Source organism: Amycolatopsis sp. Poz14 (assembly GCF_006704225.1).
Taxonomy (GTDB): Bacteria; Actinomycetota; Actinomycetes; order Mycobacteriales; family Pseudonocardiaceae; genus Amycolatopsis; species Amycolatopsis nivea.
The window spans coordinates 6,793,490-6,815,571 of sequence record NZ_JACLHD010000001.1; the positions used below are offsets into that span (position 1 = coordinate 6,793,490).

Annotated in this window: 17 protein-coding genes; 12 read left to right on the plus strand and 5 right to left on the minus strand. The window is 70.8% G+C overall.

Features of this window, described 5'->3' with window-relative positions; all coding sequences use genetic code 11:
- Positions 1–22: 22 nt before the first annotated feature.
- The 4 genes from FKO37_RS31765 to FKO37_RS31780 all read left to right on the plus strand — a co-directional run bounded on the left by FKO37_RS31765 (position 23) and on the right by FKO37_RS31780 (position 4,114).
- Entirely contained in the window at positions 23–970 is a 948-nt protein-coding gene (locus tag FKO37_RS31765) for a carbohydrate kinase family protein (protein ID WP_238606891.1), read from the plus strand.
- A complete protein-coding gene (locus FKO37_RS31770) occupies positions 967–2,271 on the plus strand; it encodes an alpha-glucosidase/alpha-galactosidase (RefSeq protein WP_238606893.1) in 1,305 nt (434 codons plus the stop codon). Before FKO37_RS31765 ends, FKO37_RS31770 begins: the two co-directional genes overlap by 4 nt.
- A 177-nt stretch (positions 2,272–2,448) precedes the next feature.
- Positions 2,449–3,279, plus strand: coding sequence for an endo alpha-1,4 polygalactosaminidase (locus tag FKO37_RS31775; protein ID WP_238606894.1), 831 nt, complete (start codon positions 2,449–2,451; stop codon positions 3,277–3,279).
- 52 nt (positions 3,280–3,331) lie between these two features.
- Positions 3,332–4,114: a class I SAM-dependent methyltransferase gene (locus FKO37_RS31780; protein WP_238606895.1), complete on the plus strand. Its 783-nt coding sequence runs from the start codon at positions 3,332–3,334 to the stop codon at positions 4,112–4,114.
- Here the strand turns inward: FKO37_RS31780 and FKO37_RS31785 are convergent.
- Positions 4,111–5,007, minus strand: coding sequence for a DMT family transporter (locus FKO37_RS31785; protein WP_238606896.1), 897 nt, complete (start codon positions 5,005–5,007; stop codon positions 4,111–4,113). The two genes, FKO37_RS31780 and FKO37_RS31785, sit on opposite strands and share 4 nt — an antisense overlap.
- A gap of 82 nt (positions 5,008–5,089) precedes the next feature.
- Between FKO37_RS31785 and FKO37_RS31790 the strand changes: the two genes are divergently transcribed.
- The 5 genes from FKO37_RS31790 to FKO37_RS31810 all read left to right on the plus strand — a co-directional run bounded on the left by FKO37_RS31790 (position 5,090) and on the right by FKO37_RS31810 (position 13,580).
- Complete coding sequence (locus tag FKO37_RS31790; RefSeq protein WP_037813014.1) at positions 5,090–5,983, plus strand: LysR family transcriptional regulator; 894 nt, start codon at positions 5,090–5,092, stop codon at positions 5,981–5,983.
- Positions 5,984–6,575: 592 nt separating this feature from the next.
- Positions 6,576–9,110 carry a class III lanthionine synthetase LanKC gene (gene lanKC, locus FKO37_RS31795; RefSeq protein WP_238606898.1) on the plus strand — a complete coding sequence of 845 codons (2,535 nt, stop codon included), beginning with the start codon at positions 6,576–6,578 and terminating at the stop codon, positions 9,108–9,110.
- 32 nt (positions 9,111–9,142) lie between these two features.
- Complete coding sequence (locus FKO37_RS31800) at positions 9,143–9,277, plus strand: class III lanthipeptide (protein ID WP_158691391.1); 135 nt, start codon at positions 9,143–9,145, stop codon at positions 9,275–9,277.
- A gap of 414 nt (positions 9,278–9,691) precedes the next feature.
- Positions 9,692–11,344: an ABC transporter ATP-binding protein gene (locus FKO37_RS31805; protein ID WP_238606900.1), complete on the plus strand. Its 1,653-nt coding sequence runs from the start codon at positions 9,692–9,694 to the stop codon at positions 11,342–11,344.
- A 520-nt stretch (positions 11,345–11,864) separates the two neighbouring features.
- Positions 11,865–13,580, plus strand: a complete 1,716-nt coding sequence (locus FKO37_RS31810) for an ABC transporter ATP-binding protein (protein ID WP_238606902.1) — start codon at positions 11,865–11,867, stop codon at positions 13,578–13,580.
- Positions 13,581–13,743: 163 nt separating this feature from the next.
- Here FKO37_RS31810 and FKO37_RS31815 read toward each other — a convergent pair whose 3' ends face one another.
- Entirely contained in the window at positions 13,744–14,130 is a 387-nt protein-coding gene (locus tag FKO37_RS31815; protein WP_037813020.1) for a hypothetical protein, read from the minus strand.
- A 191-nt stretch (positions 14,131–14,321) separates the two neighbouring features.
- Between FKO37_RS31815 and FKO37_RS31820 the strand changes: the two genes are divergently transcribed.
- Positions 14,322–15,275 carry a ketopantoate reductase family protein gene (locus tag FKO37_RS31820; RefSeq protein ID WP_238606903.1) on the plus strand — a complete coding sequence of 318 codons (954 nt, stop codon included), beginning with the start codon at positions 14,322–14,324 and terminating at the stop codon, positions 15,273–15,275.
- 801 nt (positions 15,276–16,076) lie between these two features.
- On the opposite strand, the gene ligA is transcribed toward FKO37_RS31820, so the two are convergent.
- Positions 16,077–18,068 carry an NAD-dependent DNA ligase LigA gene (gene ligA, locus FKO37_RS31825; protein ID WP_238606904.1) on the minus strand — a complete coding sequence of 664 codons (1,992 nt, stop codon included), beginning with the start codon at positions 18,066–18,068 and terminating at the stop codon, positions 16,077–16,079.
- Positions 18,069–18,311: 243 nt separating this feature from the next.
- Here ligA and FKO37_RS31830 point away from each other — a divergent pair, with 243 nt between their 5' ends.
- Positions 18,312–20,321 carry an ATP-binding domain-containing protein gene (locus FKO37_RS31830; RefSeq protein WP_238606905.1) on the plus strand — a complete coding sequence of 670 codons (2,010 nt, stop codon included), beginning with the start codon at positions 18,312–18,314 and terminating at the stop codon, positions 20,319–20,321.
- 4 nt (positions 20,322–20,325) lie between these two features.
- Here FKO37_RS31830 and FKO37_RS31835 read toward each other — a convergent pair whose 3' ends face one another.
- Positions 20,326–20,850 (minus strand): hypothetical protein, encoded by a 525-nt coding sequence (locus FKO37_RS31835; RefSeq protein ID WP_158714481.1) that lies wholly within the window; start codon positions 20,848–20,850, stop codon positions 20,326–20,328.
- Between the two features lie 91 nt (positions 20,851–20,941).
- Complete coding sequence (locus tag FKO37_RS31840; protein WP_308196554.1) at positions 20,942–21,304, minus strand: helix-turn-helix domain-containing protein; 363 nt, start codon at positions 21,302–21,304, stop codon at positions 20,942–20,944.
- 93 nt (positions 21,305–21,397) lie between these two features.
- On the opposite strand from FKO37_RS31840, the gene FKO37_RS31845 reads away from it, so the two are divergent.
- Positions 21,398–22,042, plus strand: a complete 645-nt coding sequence (locus FKO37_RS31845) for an SDR family oxidoreductase (protein ID WP_134734231.1) — start codon at positions 21,398–21,400, stop codon at positions 22,040–22,042.
- Positions 22,043–22,082: the final 40 nt, after the last annotated feature.

The window sequence follows — 22,082 nt, forward strand, 5'->3', positions numbered from 1 at the left end:
CACTCCTCCAGAGGAACCACGCATGCCGCACCGCTTCGACCTGCTCGTGTTCGGCGACGTCAACCCCGACGTCGTCCTCGGGCCGCTGACCGGGGACCTCGACTTCCGGCAACGGGAGAACCTCGTCGGCCACGGCTCGCTCACGCTCGGCGGGTCCGCCGCGATCACCGCCGCCGGGGCCGCCCGGCTGGGGCTGAAAACCGCCTTCGCCGGGCGGATCGGCGACGACGCCGCCGGTCGCTTCGTCCGGGACATCCTCGACGAGCGCGGCGTCGACACCCAGGCCCTCACCGTGGATCCGGCGTTGCCGACCCCGCTCACCGCGATCCTGACCCGCGACGACAGCCGGGCGATCGTCACCAGCTCCGGGGTGCTGGACGCGGTGTCGGCGGCGGACGTCCCCGCTGAGCTGCTCGCGAGCGCGCAGCACGTCCACGCCTCATCGTACTTCCTGATGCCCAAGCTGGCCGCCGGGCTGCCGGAGCTGTTCCGCACCGCGCGGGCGCACGGCGCGACCACGTCGCTGGACACCAACGACGACCCGGCGCGGCAGTGGGATCCCAGCGGCATCGCGCTGGTACTTCAGGAGACCGACTTCCTCCTGCCCAACGCCGCCGAAGCACTCGAGCTGTCCGGAAAATCCAGCCTGCTCGACGCCGTGGCGCACCTCGCCGCACAAGGGCCGACGGTCGTCGTCAAGAACGGCGCCGACGGCGCGATCGCCCGCCACCGCGGCGAAACCGTCACGGTTCCCGCGTCCCCGATCAGCCCGCTCGACACCGTCGGGGCCGGCGACAGCTTCAACGCCGCGTTCCTCGCCGCGATGCTGCGCGGGCTGCCGCTGTCCGACGCGCTCCGGGTCGGGGTGACCGGCGGCGGCCGTTCGACGCTCGCGCGCGGCGGGATCGACGGCCAACCGACTTGGAACGAGCTCCACCTCACCGAAAACACTGAAACGGAAAGTGCATGACCACCAAGATCACGTTCATCGGCGCCGGCAGCGTCGTGTTCACCCAGGGCCTGCTCGCGGACCTGTTCGCCTATCCCGAACTGGCCGAGGTGCACGTCGCGCTGCACGACATCGACCCGGAACGCCTGCGCGTCGCGCACGCGGCCGCCGGTCACATCGCCGAAGCCCGCGGCGCCAAGCCCGTCCTCACCGCGCACCTCGACCGTCGCGAAGCCCTGGAGGGCGCGGACTTCGTCGTCAACATGGTCCAAATCGGAATGGGCGAAGCCACCCGCGTCGACTTCGACATTCCGGCGCGCTTCGGCGTGAAGCAGACCATCGGCGATACGCTCGGCGTCGGCGGGATCTTCCGGGCCCTGCGCACTTTCCCGTTCCTGCGCGAACTCGGCGAGGACATCGCGCAGGTGTGCCCGCGGGCGTGGCTGCTGAACTACACGAACCCGATGGCGATGAACGTGCAGTACCTCTCCGAAACGCTCGGCCCGGACCGCGTGGTCGGCCTGTGCCATTCGGTGTACTGGACCGTGCACGACCTGGCCAAGCTGCTGGAGGTGCCGCTTTCCGAGGTCACTTACCACGCCGCGGGCATCAACCACCAGGCCTGGATCCTGCGTCTGGAGCATCAGGGCAACGATCTGTACCCGCGGCTCGCCGAACTCGCCGAAGACCCGCAGCTGCGGCGGCGCGTGCGGTTCGACATGTTCCGGCGGCTCGGCTACTACCCCACCGAAACCAGCGAGCACTCGTCCGAATACGTGCCCTGGTATCTGGGCCACGCCAGCGAAATCGAACGGCTGCGGCTGCCGATCGGCGCGTATCTGGACGTCGTGGCGGAGAACGAAGCCGAATACGAACACACTCGTCAAGCCATCGAACGCGACGAACCGCTCACCGTCGAGGGCACCAACGAATACGCGCCGCAAATCATCCACAGTGTCGTCACCGGGACGCCGCGGACCGTTTACGGCAATGTGCTCAACCGCGGGCTGATCCCGAATCTCCCCGCGACCGGAGCCGTCGAAGTGCCGTGTCTCGCCGACGCGACCGGCATCCGCCCCACCCGCGTGGACGCGCTTCCGCCGCAGCTGGCGGCGCTCAACCGCACCTATCTGAGCACGACCGAACTCGTGGTGCGCGCCGCGGTCGAGGACGATCCCCGGCACATCCGCCACGCCGCGATGGCCGATCCCGCGACGGCGGCCGCGCTTCCGGTCGAACGGATCTGGGAACTGTGCGACGAAATGGTGCTCGCGCACGGCGAGGCGCTCCAGCCCGGATTGCGGAAAACCCTGGGCAGCTAACGAGTCTTGACGGCGCGGCGCGGTGATCCGCTAAACTTCTGGTGCCTGCCGGACGGGCAGGCGCCAGAAGTACGCCCAGCCGGTAATGCGGAATGCCCCGCGAGCCCGGACCCAGTCGCCAGGATGTCTTCGAACCCTCCGAGGCGGGGCCGTACTCACCATCGCTGGAGTCACCAGATGCATTCGCTTCCTGGTCGGATTTCTCGGGGAACCGCGGCGGCCGCGCTGCTCGTCGGCAGTTCGGCGTGCGCGCTCGGGGCCGCCGGCCCGGCGGAAAGCGCGCCGCTGCCCGCCCCGCACAGCGTCACGCTGCCCGCTCCGCATGCCGGGTTCGACTATCAGATCGGCGGTCCTTACCAGCCGCCGTCCGGCGTCCAGGCGGTCAGCCGCGACCACAGCGCCCCGGCCGCCGCCGGGGTGTACAACATCTGCTACGTCAACGCTTTCCAGGCCCAGCCCGGCGCCGAGGGCGAATGGGGCGACCTGGTCCTGCGCGACGGCAACGGCGACGTCGTCATGGATCCCGACTGGAACGAGGCGCTGCTCGACCTGCGCACCGCGGACAAGCGGAGCCGGATCGCGGACAAGGTCGGCGGGTGGATCGACGAGTGCGCCGGCAAGGGCTACCAGGCGATCGAGCCGGACAACTACGACAGCTTCACCCGGTCCCAGGGCCTGCTCAGCGCGCGGAACGCGCAAGACCTCGTCAAGCTGCTTTCCTCGCGTGCGCACGGGAAAGGCCTGGCGATCGCCCAGAAGAACACCTCGGAACTGTCCTCGTCGCGGGCGGACAACGGGCTGGACTTCGCCGTCGCCGAGGAATGCGGCGAGCAGGACAATTGCGCGGAATACACCCAGTATTTCGGCGACCACGTGATCGTCATCGAATACACCGAGGACGGTTTGCGCAACGCGTGCGCCACATGGGGCAGCAGCCTGAGCGTCGTCCGGCGCGACCGGGACGTCTCGCCGAAGGGCGAATCCGGCTACGTCCGCGAAACCTGCTGAGACTTCCGTCATCCTGCCAGCGCCGCCGCGCGGATGCTGGCAGGGTGGCGGAATGGCCGACGAGTACCCGTTCGACAACGCGAGCGCCCCGGCGAGCGACCGGATGTCCGCACTGGAAGCCAGCTACGACCGGACGACGTTCGAGCACCTGGGGAAACTCGGCGTCGGCGCGGGATGGTCCTGCTGGGAAATCGGCGCGGGCGGCGGGTCGGTCGCCCGGTGGCTGGCCGGGCAGGCCGGTCCGGACGGGCACGTGCTGGCCACCGACCTCGACACCCGGCTGCTCGCCGACCTTCCCGCGAACGCTTCGGCGGTGCGCCACGACGTCCGCGCGGAGCCGCTCCCGGACCGGAAATTCGACCTGATCCACGCGCGCCTGGTGCTGATCCACTTCCCGGAGCGGGACGAACTGGTCGCGAAACTCGCCGGCGCACTCGCCCCCGGCGGCTGGCTGGTCCTCGAAGAAATCGAACCGCGTGGGCAAACCGTGCTCGCGACGCCGGACGAGGCGAGCGCGACGGTTTTCCGTTCCGTACAAGGCCGGATCCTGGACCTGCTCGAACGAGCGGGCAGCGACGTCGAATGGGCCGGGCGGCTGCCGGAGGTGCTCGCCGGGGCCGGGCTGCGCGAGGTCGGCAGCGCGCGGGTCACGACCCGGTGGCCGGGCGGCGGGCCAGAAATCCGGTTGCTGGCGGCGAATTCGGTGGAGCTGGCCGAAAAGCTGGCCGCGGACGGCGTGCCGCCGGCGGACATCGAGCAGTTCCGCCGGGTGCTCGCCGATCCGCGGTTCACCGTGTCGTCCTATCCCCTCGTATCGGGGTGGGGACGCCGTTAACGACGGCGGGAGATCGCCACGCCGGCCAGGCAGAGCACGCCGCCGACGAGTCCGTACGCGGTCGGGGTTTCGGCGAGCAGCAGCCAGGACAGCAGTACGGCCACCGCGGGCACGGCGTAGGTCACCATCGTCAGCCGACCCGCGTCCGTGCGACGCAGCGCGTACGCCCACGCGGTGAAGCCGACCGCGGTCGGGAAGACTCCCAAGTAGGCGCTGCCGAGCACCGCGCCGGCCGATGCCACCTGCAGTTCGCTGACCAACTGCGGTGCCCACGGCAGCAGAACCACGGTGCCGACGACGCAGCCGAGCCAGATCGCGGTCAGCCCGTCGACGTGGCGCAACGTGATCTTCTGGACCATGACTCCGGCGGCGTAGAGCACGGCGGCCAGCAAGCACAGCAGCACGCCGGCCCAGTCGTTGCTGCCGGTGGCTCCGGTCGCGATCAGCGCGGCCCCGCCCAGCGCGACCAGCGAGCCGATGACGAGCGAGCGCGAGAAGCCTTCGCCGAGGAACTTCCCCGCCGCGACGGCGACCATCAGCGGTGCCAGGTTCACCAGCAGCGCCGCGGTCCCGGCGTCGACGTGCAGCTCCCCCGCGTTGAGGACGACGGTGTACGCGGCCAGCCACAGCACGGCGTAGGCCGCGACCAGCAGGAACGCCTTGCGCGACAGCCGGACGCGAACCGCGCCCTTGGCCACGGCGAACCCGGTCAGGGTGACGGCTGCGACGGCGAGCCGCAGCAACGCCAGCGGGGCCGGGGACAGCGCGTGCCCAACGCTGCGGATAGCGACGAACGACGAAGCCCACAGCACGACGGCGAGCCCGGCGGCGGCCGCGATCTTGCCGAGGTCGGTCTTGCCGGCGGGCGGGACGGTTTCCACGAGATCGGTCACCTGGCCATCGTCGCCTCGGTCGGCTGTACAGCACAAGCGATGAGTTCTGTACCTCCGTTAAGGAGTGCTGTACATTCGCCGCATGCTGGACATTCCCCGGCTCCGCGTGCTGCGCGCAGTCGTCGCGTCAGGATCGATCCGCGCGAGCGCCGCCGCGCTCGGCTACACGCCGTCCGCGGTGAGCCAGCAAATCACCACGCTGCAACGGGAGACCGGGCTGCAGCTGTTCGAACGGTCCGGCCGCGGCATCGAGCCCACCGAGGCCGGGCGCACCCTCGCCGCGGAGGCCGAGACGCTGTTCGAGGCGTTCAGCCGGGTCGAGCAGGTGGTGAGCGAACTGCGCGCCGGACGCGTCGGCCGCCTGTCGATCGGCTACTTCGGCTCGGCAGGCTCGACCTGGCTGGCCCCGACCGTCGCCGCGCTGCGCACCGAATTCCCCGGCCTGCGGCTGGACCTGATGCTGACCGAGTTCACCCCGGGCGACCCGGACATCGACATCTTCGTGGAGGAAACCGGGGCCGAACATCCCGGGTCGGTCGTCGTGCACCGGCTGGCCGAGGACCCGTACCTGGCGGTCGTCCGCAGGGACGACCCGCTCGCCGGACTGCCGGAGGTACCGCTGGCCGCGCTCGCCGAACGGCATTGGGTCGACAACGACCTGCGCGAAGGCCCGTGCCGGCAGGTGCTGCTCAACGCCTGCACGCAAGCCGGGTTCTCGCCGAGTTTCGTCGTCGAGACGCACGACTACCGCACCGCGATGTCTTTCGTGGCAACGGGAATCGGGCTGACGGTGGTGCCGGAGCTCGGCATCGGCGAACTGCCGGACGGGCTCACCACCGTGGCGCTGGCTTCTCCCGCGCCGGTGCGGCATCTCAGCCTGGCGGTGAAGAAGCCGATCGCGGAGCACCCGGCTGCGCGGCGGGCGGTGGAGTTGCTGGAAAGCCTGGTGTGTTCGGGGAAGGCGCTGGCCGGGTAGGGAGCTTGGGCGAGGCGCGGCCGGGAAAGCCATGAGGGTTCCCCTCACGGACGGCCGATCCGCGAGCCCGGGATTGCCGAGGTTCCGCCCGCGCGGCCAGGAACGCGGGCCGGAAACGCCGTGAAGGACTCCTTGAGGGAATCTGATTCCCTCAAGGAGTCCTTCACCGCGCGCTGGGCGGGGCGAGAATCGCGCGGATCCCCCTTCTCCGGTAACGAATGCGGCACATTCCCGACGCGAATGCGCCGCCGCCACCCCGAATGGCCCAATCCGCACCGGGTTCGCGCCGGACGACGGGCGGAAGCCGGGTCACCGGAACGGGTTGATGACCTTCCGCCAATTTCTCCCGCTCTTTCCGCGCCGACCTGGGCGAGTCGCCGGGAAACGTCTTCGTTACACCCCGATCGGGTAGGGATGACTCACGCGCAGTCCCGGTTTTCGCGGCGCGAACCCGCGTCCGTCACCCTGACGAGGAGCCTCGAACCCCCGGGTTGGCGGATTGGCCGGGGCACCCCCCTCGTGCGGGAATGGTGTCACCGTCCGACATCGAAGTCGCCCGGTTTTCCTCAGGAAAAGGGAAGGGCTCGTTTTCATGGACGTCCGGTACGAGGCTTTCTGCTTCGCCGATCCGCTGTTCTTCGACGAACCGCGGGAATCCCCGGGCGCGGCAGGCGACCTGGCCGCGGGACTGCCGTTGCCGGGGCCCGGGTGGACGGACGAGACGCACGGGATCTGGCGGTCGCTGCGCCCGGCCGGGCGGAAACTTCCCGCCCAGGGCTGGAAAATCCACGTCTCCGCCGGTCTGGACAACGCGGCCGGCGTACTGTCCCGGGTGCACCGGTACTGTGTGGAGCATCAGGTCGCGTACAAGCATCTGGGCTCCCGGGCGACCCTGCTCAGCCGCAATTCGAAATACGCGCCCCGCGAAGGAAGCGGCAAGCTGATCACGATTTACCCGCACTCCGAAGACGCGCTCGCGACGATACTATCCGACCTTTCCGCCGATCTGGAAGGCGAGCACGGTGCGTATATTCTGAGCGATCTGCGCTACCGCGAAGGCCCGCTTTACGTCCGATACGGCGGATTCGCCGAACAGTGGAGCGAACACGCCGGAACGAGGGTGCTGGCAATCCGCCGTCCGGATGGCACGCTCGTGCCCGACCGGCGGGAACCGTCCTTTTCCGTGCCGGAATGGGCGCCGATTCCGTCCTGTTTGTCCGACAGCCTGGCCGCGCGCAAGAGCGGAGCCGAATTCCCGTACCGGGTGACCGGTTCCCTGCACTTTTCCAACGGCGGCGGCGTTTATCTGGCCGAACGAGGGGTCGACCGGAAGACCGTCGTGCTGAAGGAGGCCCGGCCGCACGCCGGGCTGGACCGCGACGGCGCCGACGCGGTCGCCCGGCTGAACCACGAGCGCGAGGTGCTCGAAAGGCTGGCGGACGTCCCGGGCGTCCCGCGCGTGTACGAGCAGTTCACCGTGTGGGAGCACCATTACCTGGCGATGGAGCACCTGCCCGGCAGCACGCTGAGCAGCTGGCTCGCCCGGCATTACCCGCTCACCAGCGGCACCCGGGCCGAAGACGGTCTCGAGTCCTTCCGCGATCGCGCGCTGGCGGTGCTCGCCCAGGTCGAACGGATCGTCGCGGACATCCACCGGCACGGGATCGTGTTCGGCGACCTGCACGGCAAGAACATCCTGGTGGACGAGCAGGACCGGGTGTCGCTGATCGACTTCGAACTGGCCGTCGACGCCGATTCCGGCGACCGGCCGGGGCTGGGCGCGCCCGGATTCCGCGCGCCCGCCGACCGGCACGGTTTCGAGATCGACGAGCACGCACTGGCCGCGCTGCGGCTGTGGCTCTTCCTTCCGCTGGTGATGCTGCTGGAACTCGCGCCGGGCAAGCTGCGCGGGCTCGCCGACTTCGCCCAGCAGCGGTTCGACCTGCCGGACGGGTACGCCGACCGCGTGGTTTCCGTGCTCGCCCCGCGCACCGACCGGCCCGCGACCCACACCGCGCTGGACGAGCCGCGGCCGGACTGGGCGCTGGTCCGCAAGCAGATCGCGGAAGCCATCCTCGCGAGTGCCACGCCAGACCGGACCGACCGGCTGTTCCCCGGCGACATCGAGCAGTTCCGCTCCGGCGGCGCGGGGTTCGGCGTCGGCGCCGCGGGCGTGCTGCACTCGCTGCACGTCGCCGGAGCAGGCCGTTTTCCGGAGTACGAACAGTGGCTGCTGGCGGCCGCCCGGCGGCAACCGCCTTCGCGACCCGGATTCTTCGACGGCAGCCACGGCATCGCGTACGTCCTCGAGGAATTCGGCTACTCGGCAGAAGCCGACGAACTGCTCGCCGCGTCGCAGTCGCTGGTCAACCAGACCACCGACCACGGCCTGGAAAGCGGGCTCGCCGGGATCGGCCTCACCCGCCTGCACTTCGCGACGACCCGCGGCGACAACGAATTCGGCCGCCAGGCGCTGGACATCGCCCTCAAGCTCGCGACCGCGTTCGAGACCGCCGACCCGCCCGGCCGCTTCGCCAGGGCCGGACTGCTCAGCGGCTGGTCCGGGCCCGCGCTGCTGTTCCTGCGCCTGTACGAGCACACCGGCGAACCGTCGTGGCTCACGCTTGCCGACCGCGTGCTGGCCCGCGACCTGGAGGAATGCACTGCCGCGTCCGACGGATCGCTGCAGGTCCGCGACGGCACCCTGCGCCTGCTCCCCTACGCCGCGATCGGCAGCGCCGGAATCCTGCTGGTCGCCGAACAGGTCGCCCGGAGCCTGCCGGACTCGGCCGCCGCCCAGAGCCTGCCCGGGCTGCGGGCCGCGTGCCGCGGGGAGTTCGTGATCCACCCGGGCCTGCTCTACGGCCGGTGCGGGCTCGCCGCCGCGCTGTCCTTCGCCGACGAGCCGGACCGCGAAGCCATCGACCTGCACCTGGCGCGGCTGTCGTGGCACGGCGTCCCGTACCACGGCGGGCTGGCCTTCCCCGGCAACCAGCTGCTTCGCCTGTCGACCGACGTCAGCACCGGCAGCGCGGGGGTCCTCCGCACGCTCGCCGCACTAATGGACGGCGCGGAACTGCTGCCCTTCCTGGGCTCCGCACCGTCCCCGCACACCTCCGGCCGATGAGCGCCGGCGGACCCCGAGAGAAGGGAACACCCATGGAACACGTCCTGGAGCTGCAGGCGTTGGAGGCCCCCGAAGCCCTCGAAGGCCAGGGACTGGACCACCACGGCCACAGCCACTACAGCGCATGGTGCGGCGAGAGCACACTCAGCCTGCTTCTCTGCTACTGACCGCGCGGGCAGGGCGGGAACGGCGCAGGACAAGTGCGCCGTTCCCGCCCCGTTCATTCTGCACTGACTGCTTGTCGCGGTCGCGGCGAGGCAGCTGCCGGGGGTCGACGGGCGCGGCGAGGCAGCCTCGGGGAATCGACCAGGTAGCTGCCGGGATCGGCGAGCGCGGCGAGGCAACTGCCGGGAACCGACGGGCGCGGCAAGGGGACCGCCGGGAACCGACGGGCGCGGCGATGCAGCCGCCGGGAAACGGCGGACGCAGCGAGGCAACTGCCCGGAGTCGGCCGGCGCAGCGAGGCTTCCGGTGCGTTCGGTTGTCGTCCAGTCCTCGCCTTCCGCCGACGCCACGCTTGCTGCCGGCACCGACGCCGCCCGCCGATCTCAACTCGCCGACCACCACGCGAAGGGAGCGACATGGCCGGAGCCGCCGATCGCCTCCTGACCTCGGTCGCCCGCCTGGACCGTCCCCGGCTCGCCGCGCTGATCGTCGCGTCGCTGATCTCCGCCGGCGCCGGACTGCTGCTGCCCGGCGCACTCGCCGCCGCCACCGACGCGGTGCTCAGCGGCCGAAGCAGCACCGGCGCGGTGGTGTGGCTGCTCGCCGTAGGCGCCGCGGAGATCGCCGCCGACGCCGTCATCGTGGTCCTTCCCGCCCGCCTGACCAGCAACGCAAGCGCCTGGCTGCGCCGCCGGGTAACCGACCGCGTGCTCGCCTTAGGCACCGGTTCACCGTTCGCCCCGGGCGACGCAGTCAGCCGGGTAAGCGGCGATTGCGCAGCCGCCGGAGGCATCGCCGCAGTCGTGGTGCAGCTGGCCGCGACCGGGCTCATGTCCTCCGGCGCGATAGTCCTGCTCGCCCTTTTGGACTGGCGGCTCGCGCTGGTCTTCCTGGGCAGCCTGCCCTTCGCCTTGCTGCTGGCGCGATCGCACCTGCGCGGAACGGCGAAGGATGTGCTTGCCTACCAACGGGTTTCCGGGGAACTGTCCGCCCGGCTGCTCGACGCCGTCGCCGGCCTGCGGACGATCGCCGCGTCCGGCACCGCCGACGCCGAAGCCGCCCGGGTGCTGCGTCCCCTGCCGCGGCTGAACCTCGCCGGCCAGGGCATGTGGCGCACCCAAGCGCGGATGGTGTGGCGAGCCGGTCTCCTGCTCCCCACGGTGGAAATCGTCACCCTCGCCGCCGCCGGTTTCGGTGTCCTGAACGGACGCTTGAGCGCCGGGGACGTCCTCGCTGCCCTCGGCTACGTCGCGCTCGGACTCGGCCTGGTCACGCAAATCCCTTTGCTCACCACCCTTTCCCGGATCCGCTCGGCCGCGCTCCGGATCACCGAAGTCCTCGACACCGAGCCCCCTGCTCGCGGCTCTCTCGGACTGCTGCCCGGAAACGGCACCCTGGAACTCCGCAGCGCCACCGTGCACGGCGCACTAGCCGACGTAGACCTCACCATCCCGGGTGGCTGTTTCGCCGCGATAGTAGGAAGTTCCGGCTCAGGAAAGTCCACTGTGGTCTCCCTGCTGGCCGGTCTTCGCCGCCCCGACGCCGGACAGGTGCTGCTAGACGGCCGCGACCTCGCCGTACTGCGTCCAGAGGAGCTTCGTGCCGTCGTCGGGTACGCCGCCGCCGAACCCGCGCTGCTCGGCGCCACTGTCGCCGATGCTGTCGCTTATGGCTCGTGGGCGAGCGTCCCGGCGGTCGATGCGGCTTGCCGGACTGCCCGTATCCACGACATCCTCGTGCGCTTGCCGCAAGGTTATGAGACTCCGCTAGCCGAAACTCCACTGTCCGGCGGGGAAAGCGCCCGAGTGGGCCTCGCGCGGGCGCTCGCACGGAACCCGCGGGTGCTCCTGCTCGACGACGCCACCGCCAGCCTGGACACGATCACCGAACGCGCTGTGACGGCGGAGTTGGGCCGCCGGACGAGGGTAGTCGTGACACACCGGGCCGCGATGGCCGCACGGGCAGATGTGGTGGTGTGGCTGGCGGCAGGGCAGGTCCGGGCGGTCGGGCCGCACGCGCGGTTGTGGCAGATGCCGGGGTACCGCGCGGTGTTCACGGAGGAGACGTGAGCGGGATGCGGTGGCGGAAAGCTCTCGCCGGACCGCGCGCCGGGGCGGGTTCGTGCCGTCGCCTCGGGGCGCAGCCGACACAACATGCGCACGGCGCGACCGCGAACGGCGGGCCGCAGCACACCGCTCCCCCAGGATCATCCGCGCCCGCAACGCTGACCGCGTCCACGCCGCTGCATGGCTCTTCAGAAATGAACCCCGCGCAGCCAAGCCACGTTCGCAACCACACCGCGCCGCCGCAGCACACACTCAAAACGAACCCCGCCCGACGGCGCACCGACCTCACTGCGCAACCCACTCACGCACGCCACCACACCACGCCCACGCTGCCGCACCACACACCACAACCAAACCCCGCGCGACCACGCACCGACCTCACCGCCCAGCCACCCCACACACGCCACCGCGCCACACCCACTCCGCCGCACCACACCCCACAACCAACCCCCGCACCACCGCGCACCAACCCCACCTCGCAACCAACCCTCGTGCGCAACCACACCGTCCACATGGAGCGGCCATGAGTGTCGGCCGCCTCTACTGGAGCGCCCTTGCCGGGCAATGGCGCGGCGGGCTGGTTCTCCTGGCCTGCTCTGTCCTCGAAGGACTGCCCGCGTTCTTCTCCGGGCGGCTCGTCGAACTGGCCGTCAACAGCGGGTTCGCGGCGGGCAAGCCCGGGGTCGGCCTCGGGTGGCTCGGGGTGTTCGGGCTCGCCGCGCTCGGGGGCGCGTTCGGGTCGCGGCTGGTGTGGCGGCAGCTGGGCAAGGTTGTCGAGCCGTTGCGGGACGCGCTGGTGACTGCCGTCGTGCGTGGGGTGCTGCATGATCCCGCGCCGCCGCGGAGTGGGCCGGACGCGCGCGGCGTCGCGCGGATCACCCAGCATGTCGAGGTCGTGCGCGACGCTACTGGCGGGCTCCTCGTCCAGGCCCGCGGCATGCTCGTCACCACGGCGGCGGCGGTGGCCGGGCTGGTGACCGTCGCGGGGTCGCTGGCGTTGCCGGTCGTGGTGCCGGTGGTGCTCGCGCTGGCCGGGTTCGCCGCGCTGCTGCCCTCGCTCGCCCGGCGGCAACGCGCGCTCACTCTGGCGGACGAAGGAACGGCAGCCGCCACGGGCTCGATCTTCGCCGGGATGCGCGACGTCGTCGCGTGCGGAGCCGAACCGGTCGCCGCGCTGACGGCCGACGACGCGGTGGACCGGCAAGCCGCGGCTGCGGTACGGGTCGCCAGGTCGGCGGCGCTGCGGTCGGTGATCGTGGCGCTCGGCGGGTTCGTCCCGCTGGTGCTCGCGCTCGCCCTCGCACCGGCGATGGTCGCCCGCGGCGAGCTGACCGCGGGGGCCGCGCTCGGGGCGCTCGTCTACCTCGCCACGACCTTGCAACCCGCGCTGCGCGGGCTCGCCGCCACCGCGTCGACGGTCGTCCTCCGGTTGCTCGTCGCACTGCGCCGGCTCGCCGAAACCACCGCCCCGCCCGAAAGCCGTCCGGCGACCGAAAGCCCCGCCGGGCTCGGACTCGCCGTGCGCGACCTGACGTTCCGCTGGGGCGCGGCGCCGGAACCGGTCGTCCGCGGCCTGAACCTCGACCTGCGCCCCGGCGAACACCTGGCGGTCGTCGGCCCGAGCGGCATCGGGAAATCGACCCTCGCCGCGCTGCTCACCGGCCTGCTGACCCCGCAGCACGGCGAAGTCCGGCTGGGCGGCGTGCGCGCCAGCGAACTCGCCGACCGCCCTCGGCATCTCGTGCTGGTCCCGCAGCAGGCCTACCTTTTCGCCGGAACCCTGCGCGAAAACCTGTCCCTGTTCCACCCCGAAGCCTCCGACCGCCGCCTGATCGCAGCCGCGGAAGCCGTCGGCGCCGCCCCGCTGCTGGCCCGCCTAGGCGGCCTGGACGCCGAACTCGGCCCCGGTGCGGAGGGCATTTCCGCCGGGGAGGCCCAGCTCCTCGGACTGGCGAGGGCCTATGCCGCGCCAGCCGGAGTCGTCGTGCTGGACGAGGCAACGTCCACTTTGGACCCAGCAGCGGAGGTCCACGCGGAACGCGCCTTCGCCGCCCGGGGAGGCACCCTGATCGTGATCGCGCACCGGCTGTCGTCGGCAGTCCGGGCGCATCGAGTGCTGCTGATGGACGGACAGGAAACGGTGCTGGGCCGACACGACGAGCTACTGGCCGCATCGCCGCGGTATGCCGAGATGATGCGGGCTTGGCTGCCGGAGCGATCGCGCCTTGAAGCCAGCTGACCGGCAAGGCCGTGTCGTGCGCAGCCGCCGGACGGGAACGGCTGGAGCAGATTCCCCGGCGATCGGAGCACTCCCGTCACGTCGCCTGCCTGCCCCGGATCCGCGCTGTGGCACCCTGATCTGCCGTCCGCCCGGATCCGAGGCAGCCTTCCGGCGGTGCGGCTCAGACCTTGCGCGGCACCGAGGCGATGAGGATCCTGCTGGTGCCGTGGCCGAGGTAGATGTCCACCTTGCTGAACCCGCCGGACGGCCCGGGTTCGGTCCAGCCGAACTTCCGGTAGTCGTTCAGCGCGGACCGCGTCTGGACGTCCAGCAGCGTGCCCGCCTGACGGAACTCGAAGGTCACCGTGGTGCTCGCGGACCCGGCGTCGTCGCGGACGTAGCCGCTGACGCCGACCGAGCGGTTGTACCAGGTCAGCGTTCCCCCAGCGGCCCCGCCGCTGATGTGGTCGCCGAAGTCGGACGTCGGGTAGTCGGCCGCGCTCGCGGCTCCCGCTCCCCCGAGCACGGCGACCGCGGACACGGCGAGGCTGACGGCGATGCGTTTCATGTTGTTCCCCCGGAGATGGTCGATGCTGGGCGGAATCGTACTGGGCCGCGGCCTGCGAGGCGGGATTATGCGTGAAATCGCGGGCCTAGCCGGGAAGGCGTCGCGGGCGCTCGTTGACAACCGGAGACAGTCTCCATATCTTGGCAAAGTGGAGATTGTCTCCAGTTTCAGGGTTCCCGTGAGGTGCGGCTGTGAAGATCTTGATGTTCGGACGCGGCGTGATCGCGACGATGTACGGCTGGGCCTTGGAACAGGCGGGGCACGACGTCGAGTTCTATGTCCGTCCGGGTCGCGCGGCGGAGTACGGGGAGTCGGTCAGCTTCGATGTTCGGGACTTGCGGGCGCGGAGGCGGCGGGGTGTCCGGACATGGCCGGTGCGGTATCGCGAGGAGCTGGAGCCGGGTCATGAGTTCGATCTGATTGTGGTGAGCGTCCAGCACTATCGGCTCGCGGAGGCGGCGGCCTTTCTGGCGCCGCGGGTCGGGAAGGCGACGGTGCTGGTTTTCGGGAACATCTGGTCCGAGCCGCTGGCCGCGATCGGCGATCTTCCCGTCGAGCAGGTCGCGTGGGGGTTTCCGCAGGGCGGCGGCGGTTTCGGCGAGGACGGGGTGCTGCGCGGGATGCTGTTGCCGCTCGCCGTGTTCGGGACGCTCGGCGAGCCTCCGACCGAACGCGAGCGGGTGGTGCGGCAGGTGTTTCGCGACGCTGGGTTCCGGGTCCGCGAGCGACCTGACTTTCGCGGCTGGCTCTGGGTGCACTTCGTCTCGGACGCGGGTCTGCACTCGCAGGGCGTGCGGGTCGGCTCGTTGAGTTCGCTGGCCGGGTCCCGGGGCGATCTGCGCGAGGCGTTGCTGGCCGGGCGCGAGCTTGTGCCGCTCCTCGAAGCCCGCGGCATCGACGTGCGGCGGCATCGGGGCGCGCTGCTGCTGTTCCGGGCACCGACCTGGCTGACGGTCCCCGTGCTCGGGTGGATGCTGGCCCACTTTCCCCCGGCGCGGCTGAATTTCGAGGCGCACTCCGATCCCGACGCCCGCGAGCCGCGCGAGATCTGCCGCGACGTACTGGCCGACGCCCGACGGCTGGGAGTCACGGTGCCGCGGCTGGAGGCGGCGGAGCCGTACTTCGGTCTGGAAAGGACAGAGTGAGCGCCAGCTTTCTCGAAGCGGTGCCAGAAACCGTTTCGGCGGGATCGGACTCTGGACGCCAGCGGGTGCATCGGCTGATCGCCTCGCCGGGTGTTGACGGTTCGCGCGAGCCCGGGGGTTTGTTGCCTCGGAGCCCCGCCATTCGCGCGAGCATCTCGCCGCAACCACACCGCACGCTCGCGCTGACCCGGTTGTTGCCGGGCCGCGCGGCGAGCGCGCTGCCGAATGCGCACGACGCCTGGCGTTCGGCCGCCGAAACCGCGGGTCGGCCGCCCATTCCGGATGCCCGAGCGCCTCGGGCATCCGGGTGAACAACGCGTCGTTGGCGCAGCTGACGATCAACGAGCCGCCCGAGGCCGCGAACGCGCGGCGCGCCAAGATCCCGACGAACGCGCTGCCACGCAAAGGATTCTCGACCATTCCGGATACCCGAGCACCTCGCACAGCCGGACGAACAACGCGTCGTCGGCACAGCTAACGATCAACGAGCCGCCCGAGGCCGCGAACGCGCGGCGCGCCAAGATCCCGACGAACGCGCTGCCACGCAAAGGATTCTCAACCGCTCCGGATGCCCGAGCGCCTCGGACAGCCGGACGAACAACGCGTCGATGGCGCAGCTGGCGACCAACAAGCCGCCCGAGGCCGCGAACCCGCGGCACGACAGGATCCGACGAACGCGTTACCAGGCGAACGATTCTCGGCCGTTCCGGCATGCGCAAGCGCGAGCCGTCGCCACGATCCGGCGACCTCTCCCCGCCGGTTTTCCCAGGCGGCGGTCGTCCGTTCGGGGAAACAGCGGGCTCAGACCACTCCGGCCGCGATCAGCTGTTCCCAGATCACCCCCTGGTCCACGACCTCGACGCCCAGTTTCTCGGCCTTCGTCAGCTTGCTCGCGCCGACGTCGGCACCGGTGATCAGCAGGTCGGTGCTCGCCGACACTGACGACGCGGTGGTCGCGCCTGCCGTCTCGCACAGGCGTTGGAAGGTGGGGCGGGGCACTTTCTCCCCGGATCGCGGGTCGCTGATCGCGCCGGTGACCACCACGGTCTTGCCTTCCAGCGGCGCGCCCGCGACGACGGCGGGCGGGAGGTCTTCTTCCAGGACGTCCAGGGACACTCCGCGTTCTCGCAGACGCTCCAGCTCGGGGCGCAGCCGGGTGAGGTGTTCCACCAGGGAGGCGGCGACCTTCGGTCCGATGTCCTCTACCTCCACGAGACCGTCGACGCCCGCCTCGAGCACCGCTTCCAGGGAGGCGAATCCGGCGCGGCACAGCCGGGCGGCGGTGCCTTCCGACGCCATCGGGATCGCGAGCCCGATCAGCGCCCGGCGCAGCCCGACCCGGCGGCTGGCGTCGATCGACTCGATCATCCGCGTCGCCGAGACCTCGCCGATGCGGTCGAATTCCAGCAGGCGTTCCTTGGTGAGCCGGTAGAAGTCCGACGGGTGTTCCAGGATCCCGGCCTCGGCCAGCCGTTCGATCCACACGCCGCCGATCGCGTCGATGTCGGCGGCCGCGCGGGACGCCCAGTGGATCAGCCGCCGCACGGTCTGCGCGGGGCAGGAAACGTTGGTGCAGAACAGTTCCCGGCTGTTGCCCTGTTCGGTGAGCGGCTGTTCGCACGACGGGCACGTCGACGGGGGCACGATCTCCCGCTCGGCTCCGGTGCGCTTCGACTCGTCGAGCACGCCGGCGACGAACGGGATCACGTCGCCCGCCCGGCGCACCAGCACGGTGTCGCCGATCTTGATGCCGCGGGCGCGGATGACCTCCTGGTTGGCCAGCGTCGCGCGGGTGACCGTGGTCCCGCCCACGAAGACCGGCTCCAGCCACGCGACCGGGGCGATCTTGCCGGTTTTGCCGACGTCCCAGACCACATCGGACAGCACGGTGGTCTTCTCCTCGGCGGCGAACTTGTACGCCAGCGCCCCGCGCGGCGAACTCGACCGGGTGCCCGCGGCGGCGTACGCGGCCCGGTCGGCGAGCCGCAGGACGGCGCCGTCGATGTCGTAGTCCAGGTCGTTGCGCTGCTGCTCGATCGTGGTGATCACGGCCTGTGCGGAGGCCGCGTCGGCGCAGCGGCGCATGTCCGCCGCGGTGAACCCGAGCGCCAGCAGGCCGCTGCCCAGGTCGGTTTCCGAGCTGCCGGGTTCGGTGTCCAGGTCGAAGGCGAAGAAGCGCAGCCGGCGCTCGGCGACCGCGGCCGGGTCCTTCGCGCGCAGCGTGCCCGCCGCGGCGTTGCGCGGGTTGATCAGCGGTTTGTCCGGGTGCGCGGTGTTGTAGGCGGCGAACGTCGAGCGCAGCATCACCGCCTCGCCGCGCACCTCGACCCGACCCGGGGCGCTGACCTGGTGCGGAACGCCGTCGGTCAGCGCGCGCACCAGCATGGTGACGTCGTCGCCGGTGGTCCCGTCGCCGCGGGTGACCGCTCGGGCCAGCCGGCCGTCCTCGTACACCAGGGCCAGCGACAGGCCGTCCAGCTTGGGCATCACGACCACCGGCTGGCCGGGGAACCGGTCGAAGAACGCCTCGACCTGCTCCGGCTTCGTCGCCTTCTCCAGCGACAGCATCGGCCGCGAATGCCGGATCGGCGCGTGCAGCACCGCGGGCCCGCCCACCTGGTCCAGCGGATTCGGGTCCGGGGCCAGGTCGGGGCTCGCCTCGATCAACCCGCGCAGCTCGTCCTCGATCGCGTCGTACTCCGCGTCCGCCACCACCGGCGAGCCCCGGTAGTACGCGTCGCGCAGCACTACGACCTGATCGGCCAGCTCCTGAATACGTTCCCGAACGTCCACGAACCGGAACGCTACCCGGCCCCACCGACAAAACCGGACAGCGACGCAACCAGAGCAACCACGGCACGAATCTCCGGCAACCGGACGAAGGCCGGAACTCCTTGTACGGCAAGGGTCTGATGCCACGGCAAGCACTCCCCCGGTCGGCTCGGCTGACGCCGCCCGCGAAGACAAGACTGTTCTTTCCCCCAATCGCCGCGCACCCTCGATGCCATCGATCACCCGACAGCGGGGAGTTCTGGGGTGCCGGAGGAAAACCGTGTCGAGCGGGAGCTTGTCCTCGAACAGGAGTACGTGACCAGCCTCTACGGCAGGCTCGACGCGTTGCGCGAGGACGCGGTGAAGGGGCTCGACAGCGCGGATCCGGAGGCGGCGGCGCGCTGGCGGGCGGAGTCGGCTCGGCTGGCGGCGGTCGAGGACGGGCTTTGCTTCGGGCGGCTGGAGACGGACGACGGAATCCGTAGGTACATCGGCCGTTTGGGGCTGTTCGAGGACGGCGCGGACGAGCCGTTGCTGCTCGACTGGCGGGCTCCGGCGGCGCAGCCGTTCTATACCGCGACCATGGCGGAGGCGCACGGGGTCCGGAGGCGGCGGCGGATCACGACCCGGAAGCGGGTGGTCACCGCACTGGACGACGAGTTGCTCGATCCCGCCGCGGCGGACACCGGGGGCCTCGTCGGGGAGGCGGCGTTGATGGCGGCGCTCACAGCGGACCGAACCGGGCGGATGGGCGACATCGTCACGACGTTGCAGGCCGAGCAGGACCGGATCGTCCGCGACGGGTACGCGGGTGTGCTGGTGGTGCAGGGCGGGCCGGGGACCGGGAAGACCGCGGTGGCGCTGCATCGGCTGGCCTACCTGATGTACACGCGGCCCCAGTTGCGTACCCGCGGGGTGCTGGTGATCGGGCCCAGTGACGTCTTTCTCGACTACATCGGGCAGGTGCTGCCCGGGTTGGGCGAGCAGGCGGTGGTGACGGTGACGATTGCCGGGCTGCGGCCGGACGTCGAGGTCAGCCGGGTGGATCCGGTCGGGGTCGCGGAGAGCAAGGGGCGAGCGGAGGCGGCGGGGCGGATCGCGACGGCAGTCTGGAAACGGGTGGGGGCAGTCCGGAATCAGGACAGCGAAGCCGTCGAGGTGACGTTCGAGCAGCAGGTCGTGCGGTTGGAGCCAGCCGAGTGGCGGGGTGCGGTCGAGTTCGCCCTCGGCAAGGGACTGCCATATCAGCAGGCTCGGTTGGTGTTTCAGCAGCGGATGACGGAACTTCTCGCGCAGCGGTTGGCCGATCAGCTGGAGAATGTCGTCTTCACCGAGAGCGGCCAGGCCATCGACGGCGGCAGTGCGGACGGGCGGCTCAGCCCGGCGGATCTGCGGGCGTTGGCGGCGGCGGGAGTGGTGATCGGACCGGAGCAGGACGAGGGGCCCCGGCGGTTGCTGGACGAGGCTGACGTCGCTGACCTGCGTAAAGCGCTGCTGGCCGACGTCGCAGTGTGCGGGGTGCTGGACGAGCTGTGGCCACCGCTGACTGCCGAGGTGGTGGTGGGTGAGGTGTTCGGCGGCGAGGGATGGAGCGCGGCAGACATTCCGTTGCTGGACGAGGCGGCCGCGTTGCTCGGCGAGTCCGTCCCGGCGTTCGGGCATGTGGTGGTCGACGAGGCGCAGGAGTTGTCTGCGATGGCGTGGCGGATGGTGATGCGGCGCTGCCCCGGCACGTCGATGACGGTGGTCGGAGACCTTGCCCAGACGGGCGATCCGGCGGGAGCGGAGTCGTGGGAGCAGGTGCTGCGGCCGCACGTGGCGGACCGGTGGCGGGTGGCGGAGTTGAGTGTCAACTACCGGACGCCGACGGAGATCATGGCGGCTGCGAACGAGTTGCTGGCCGCGGGGCAGCTGCGGCCCCGGTCAGTGCGGGCAGCGGGAGAATCGCCGTGGCGGGTACGGAGCACGCTTGCCGACTTGGCGCGGGTCGTCGACGGGATTGCCGAGGAGCACCTTCGCGGGCAGTTCGCGGTGATCGCTCCGCCGGGGCGGCTGGCATCGTTGCGGGAAAGCGGCACGACGACGCTGCTGACACCCGCGGAAGCGAAAGGGCTGGAGTTCGATTCGGTGCTGATCGTCGACCCGGCCCGGATCCTCGAAGCTCCGCGCGGGCGCAACGACCTCTACGTGGCGATGACCCGCGCGACCCGGCGGCTGGGGATCGTCCATCTTGGACCATTGCCGGACGAGCTGACCCGGCTCGAAGAACGATGAACGGTCAGGATTCGAGTTCCTGCAGCGCGCGGGCCAGTCGTTTGATCATGGACCGTCCCGCGTCGACCTGGAGCCGGGCGAATTCGTAGCCGAGGACGCCTTCGCCCGCGACGCCGATCCGGCCCCGGAGCGCTTGTGCCACGCCGGAGTGCAGTTCGGGTTCCGAGACCCAGGCGAGCTGGTCGAGCGTCCACGACCGCAGCGGCTTGCCCGGGGCGGCCCGGACGATGCCGCCGACGGTGAACAGTGCGACGCGGTGCGAGGTGAGCGAGAAGACGAACCGGCCCGGGGTCGAGATCGGCACTTGAGGGGCTTCGGTCTGCCCGCGACGCGCGGCGAGCGCCATCCCGGCCGCGCCGGCGAGACCCGCGATGCCCGCCGCGCCGGCGACCATCGTCTTGCGCACGCCGCCGGTGCGGAACGCGACCAGCGCGTCCAGCACGCGCTCCCCCGGCGCGAGTTCTCCGGCGAGCCGGCTCTCGACCTTTTCCCGCAGCGTCACGATCCGCAGCCTTTCCCGATTAGCCAACCACGGTCCTCGACCGGGCAGTTCTCGGAGGCTATGCGTGCCGGAAGCCTGCGGGTGACGGGATTTTCTCCGACAGACCTCCGGAAGAAACTCAGCTCTGCCGTGCGGCCTGGGCGCGTTCGCGGGCTTCGAGGATTTCGGGGACGTGGCTTTCGGCCCATACGCGGACCGCGCGCAGCGGCACCAGCAGGGACTGGCCGAGGTCGGTGAGCCCGTACTCCACGCGCGGCGGCTGTTCCGCGTACTCGACGCGGGAGAGCAGGCCGTCTTCCTCCATCGCGCGCAGCGTTTCGGTCAGCACCTTCGGGGTGACACCCTGGATCCGGTCGACCAGCGCGGTGAAGCGCATCGGCCCGTGCTCCAGCGCGTTGACCACGAAGACCGTCCACCGCGCCCCGATCCGGTGCAGCACCACCCGGGACGGGCAGCGGGCGGACATGACGTTGTAGCGCACGGCGATTCCTCCGGTTCCGGTTACGTTGAAGTACCTGGTTACTTTTCCATAGCCTACTTCGGCCACGGCGAACCGACGGAACGGAGAAGGACCATGAACAACCGGCTGGCCGGACAGACAGTGCTGGTGCTGGGCGGACGGCACCTGGGCACGGCGATCGCCGACGCCGCGAGCGCCGAGGGTGCGAAGGTGCACGTCGCGTCCCACCGGCCCGGCGGACTGCACATCGACCTGCGCGACGAGGCGACCATCGCGGCCGCGGCGGACGAACTCGGGCCGGTCGATCATGTCGTCAACACCGCGGCGGCGCCCCACGCGGTGCCGGTCCGCGAACTCGATCGGGACAAGACCGTCGACGCCTTCGCGACCAAGGTCATCGGCCCGTTGCTGCTCGCGAAACACTTCACGATCCAACGGTCGCTGCTCCTGTTCTCCGGGCAGGTCGGCTGGCGTCCGGCGCGCGGAAGCGTCGTGACCGGTGTGACCAACGGGGCGGCCGCCTTCGCCGCGCGGCACCTTGCTGCCGAACTCGCGCCGGTCCGGGTCAACGCGTTGTCGCCGGGGATCATCGACTCCGGCGTCTGGGACGGAAAACCGGATGTCCTCGCCAACGCCGCGAAACGAACCCTCGTCGGGCGCACCGGCACCGTCGCCGACGTGACCGACACGGTCTTGTGGATGCTGCAGGCGGAATTCCTCACCGGCGAAACCATCCACCTCGAAGGCGGACGGCCCTGAAACCGGTGCCGGCAGAAGACAACCCTGCCGGCACCGGCGG

Excerpts from the sequence above, each read along its gene's own strand:
- FKO37_RS31765 (WP_238606891.1), top strand. The coding sequence starts at position 23 with ATGCCGCACCGCTTCGACCTGCTCGTGTTCGGCGACGTCAACCCCGAC.
- FKO37_RS31770 (WP_238606893.1), top strand. The coding sequence starts at position 967 with ATGACCACCAAGATCACGTTCATCGGCGCCGGCAGCGTCGTGTTCACC.
- FKO37_RS31775 (WP_238606894.1), top strand. The coding sequence starts at position 2,449 with ATGCATTCGCTTCCTGGTCGGATTTCTCGGGGAACCGCGGCGGCCGCG.
- FKO37_RS31780 (WP_238606895.1), top strand. The coding sequence starts at position 3,332 with ATGGCCGACGAGTACCCGTTCGACAACGCGAGCGCCCCGGCGAGCGAC.
- FKO37_RS31790 (WP_037813014.1), top strand. The coding sequence starts at position 5,090 with ATGCTGGACATTCCCCGGCTCCGCGTGCTGCGCGCAGTCGTCGCGTCA.
- lanKC (WP_238606898.1), top strand. The coding sequence starts at position 6,576 with ATGGACGTCCGGTACGAGGCTTTCTGCTTCGCCGATCCGCTGTTCTTC.
- FKO37_RS31800 (WP_158691391.1), top strand. The coding sequence starts at position 9,143 with ATGGAACACGTCCTGGAGCTGCAGGCGTTGGAGGCCCCCGAAGCCCTC.
- FKO37_RS31805 (WP_238606900.1), top strand. The coding sequence starts at position 9,692 with ATGGCCGGAGCCGCCGATCGCCTCCTGACCTCGGTCGCCCGCCTGGAC.
- FKO37_RS31810 (WP_238606902.1), top strand. The coding sequence starts at position 11,865 with ATGAGTGTCGGCCGCCTCTACTGGAGCGCCCTTGCCGGGCAATGGCGC.
- FKO37_RS31815 (WP_037813020.1), bottom strand. The coding sequence starts at position 14,130 with ATGAAACGCATCGCCGTCAGCCTCGCCGTGTCCGCGGTCGCCGTGCTC.
- FKO37_RS31845 (WP_134734231.1), top strand. The coding sequence starts at position 21,398 with ATGAACAACCGGCTGGCCGGACAGACAGTGCTGGTGCTGGGCGGACGG.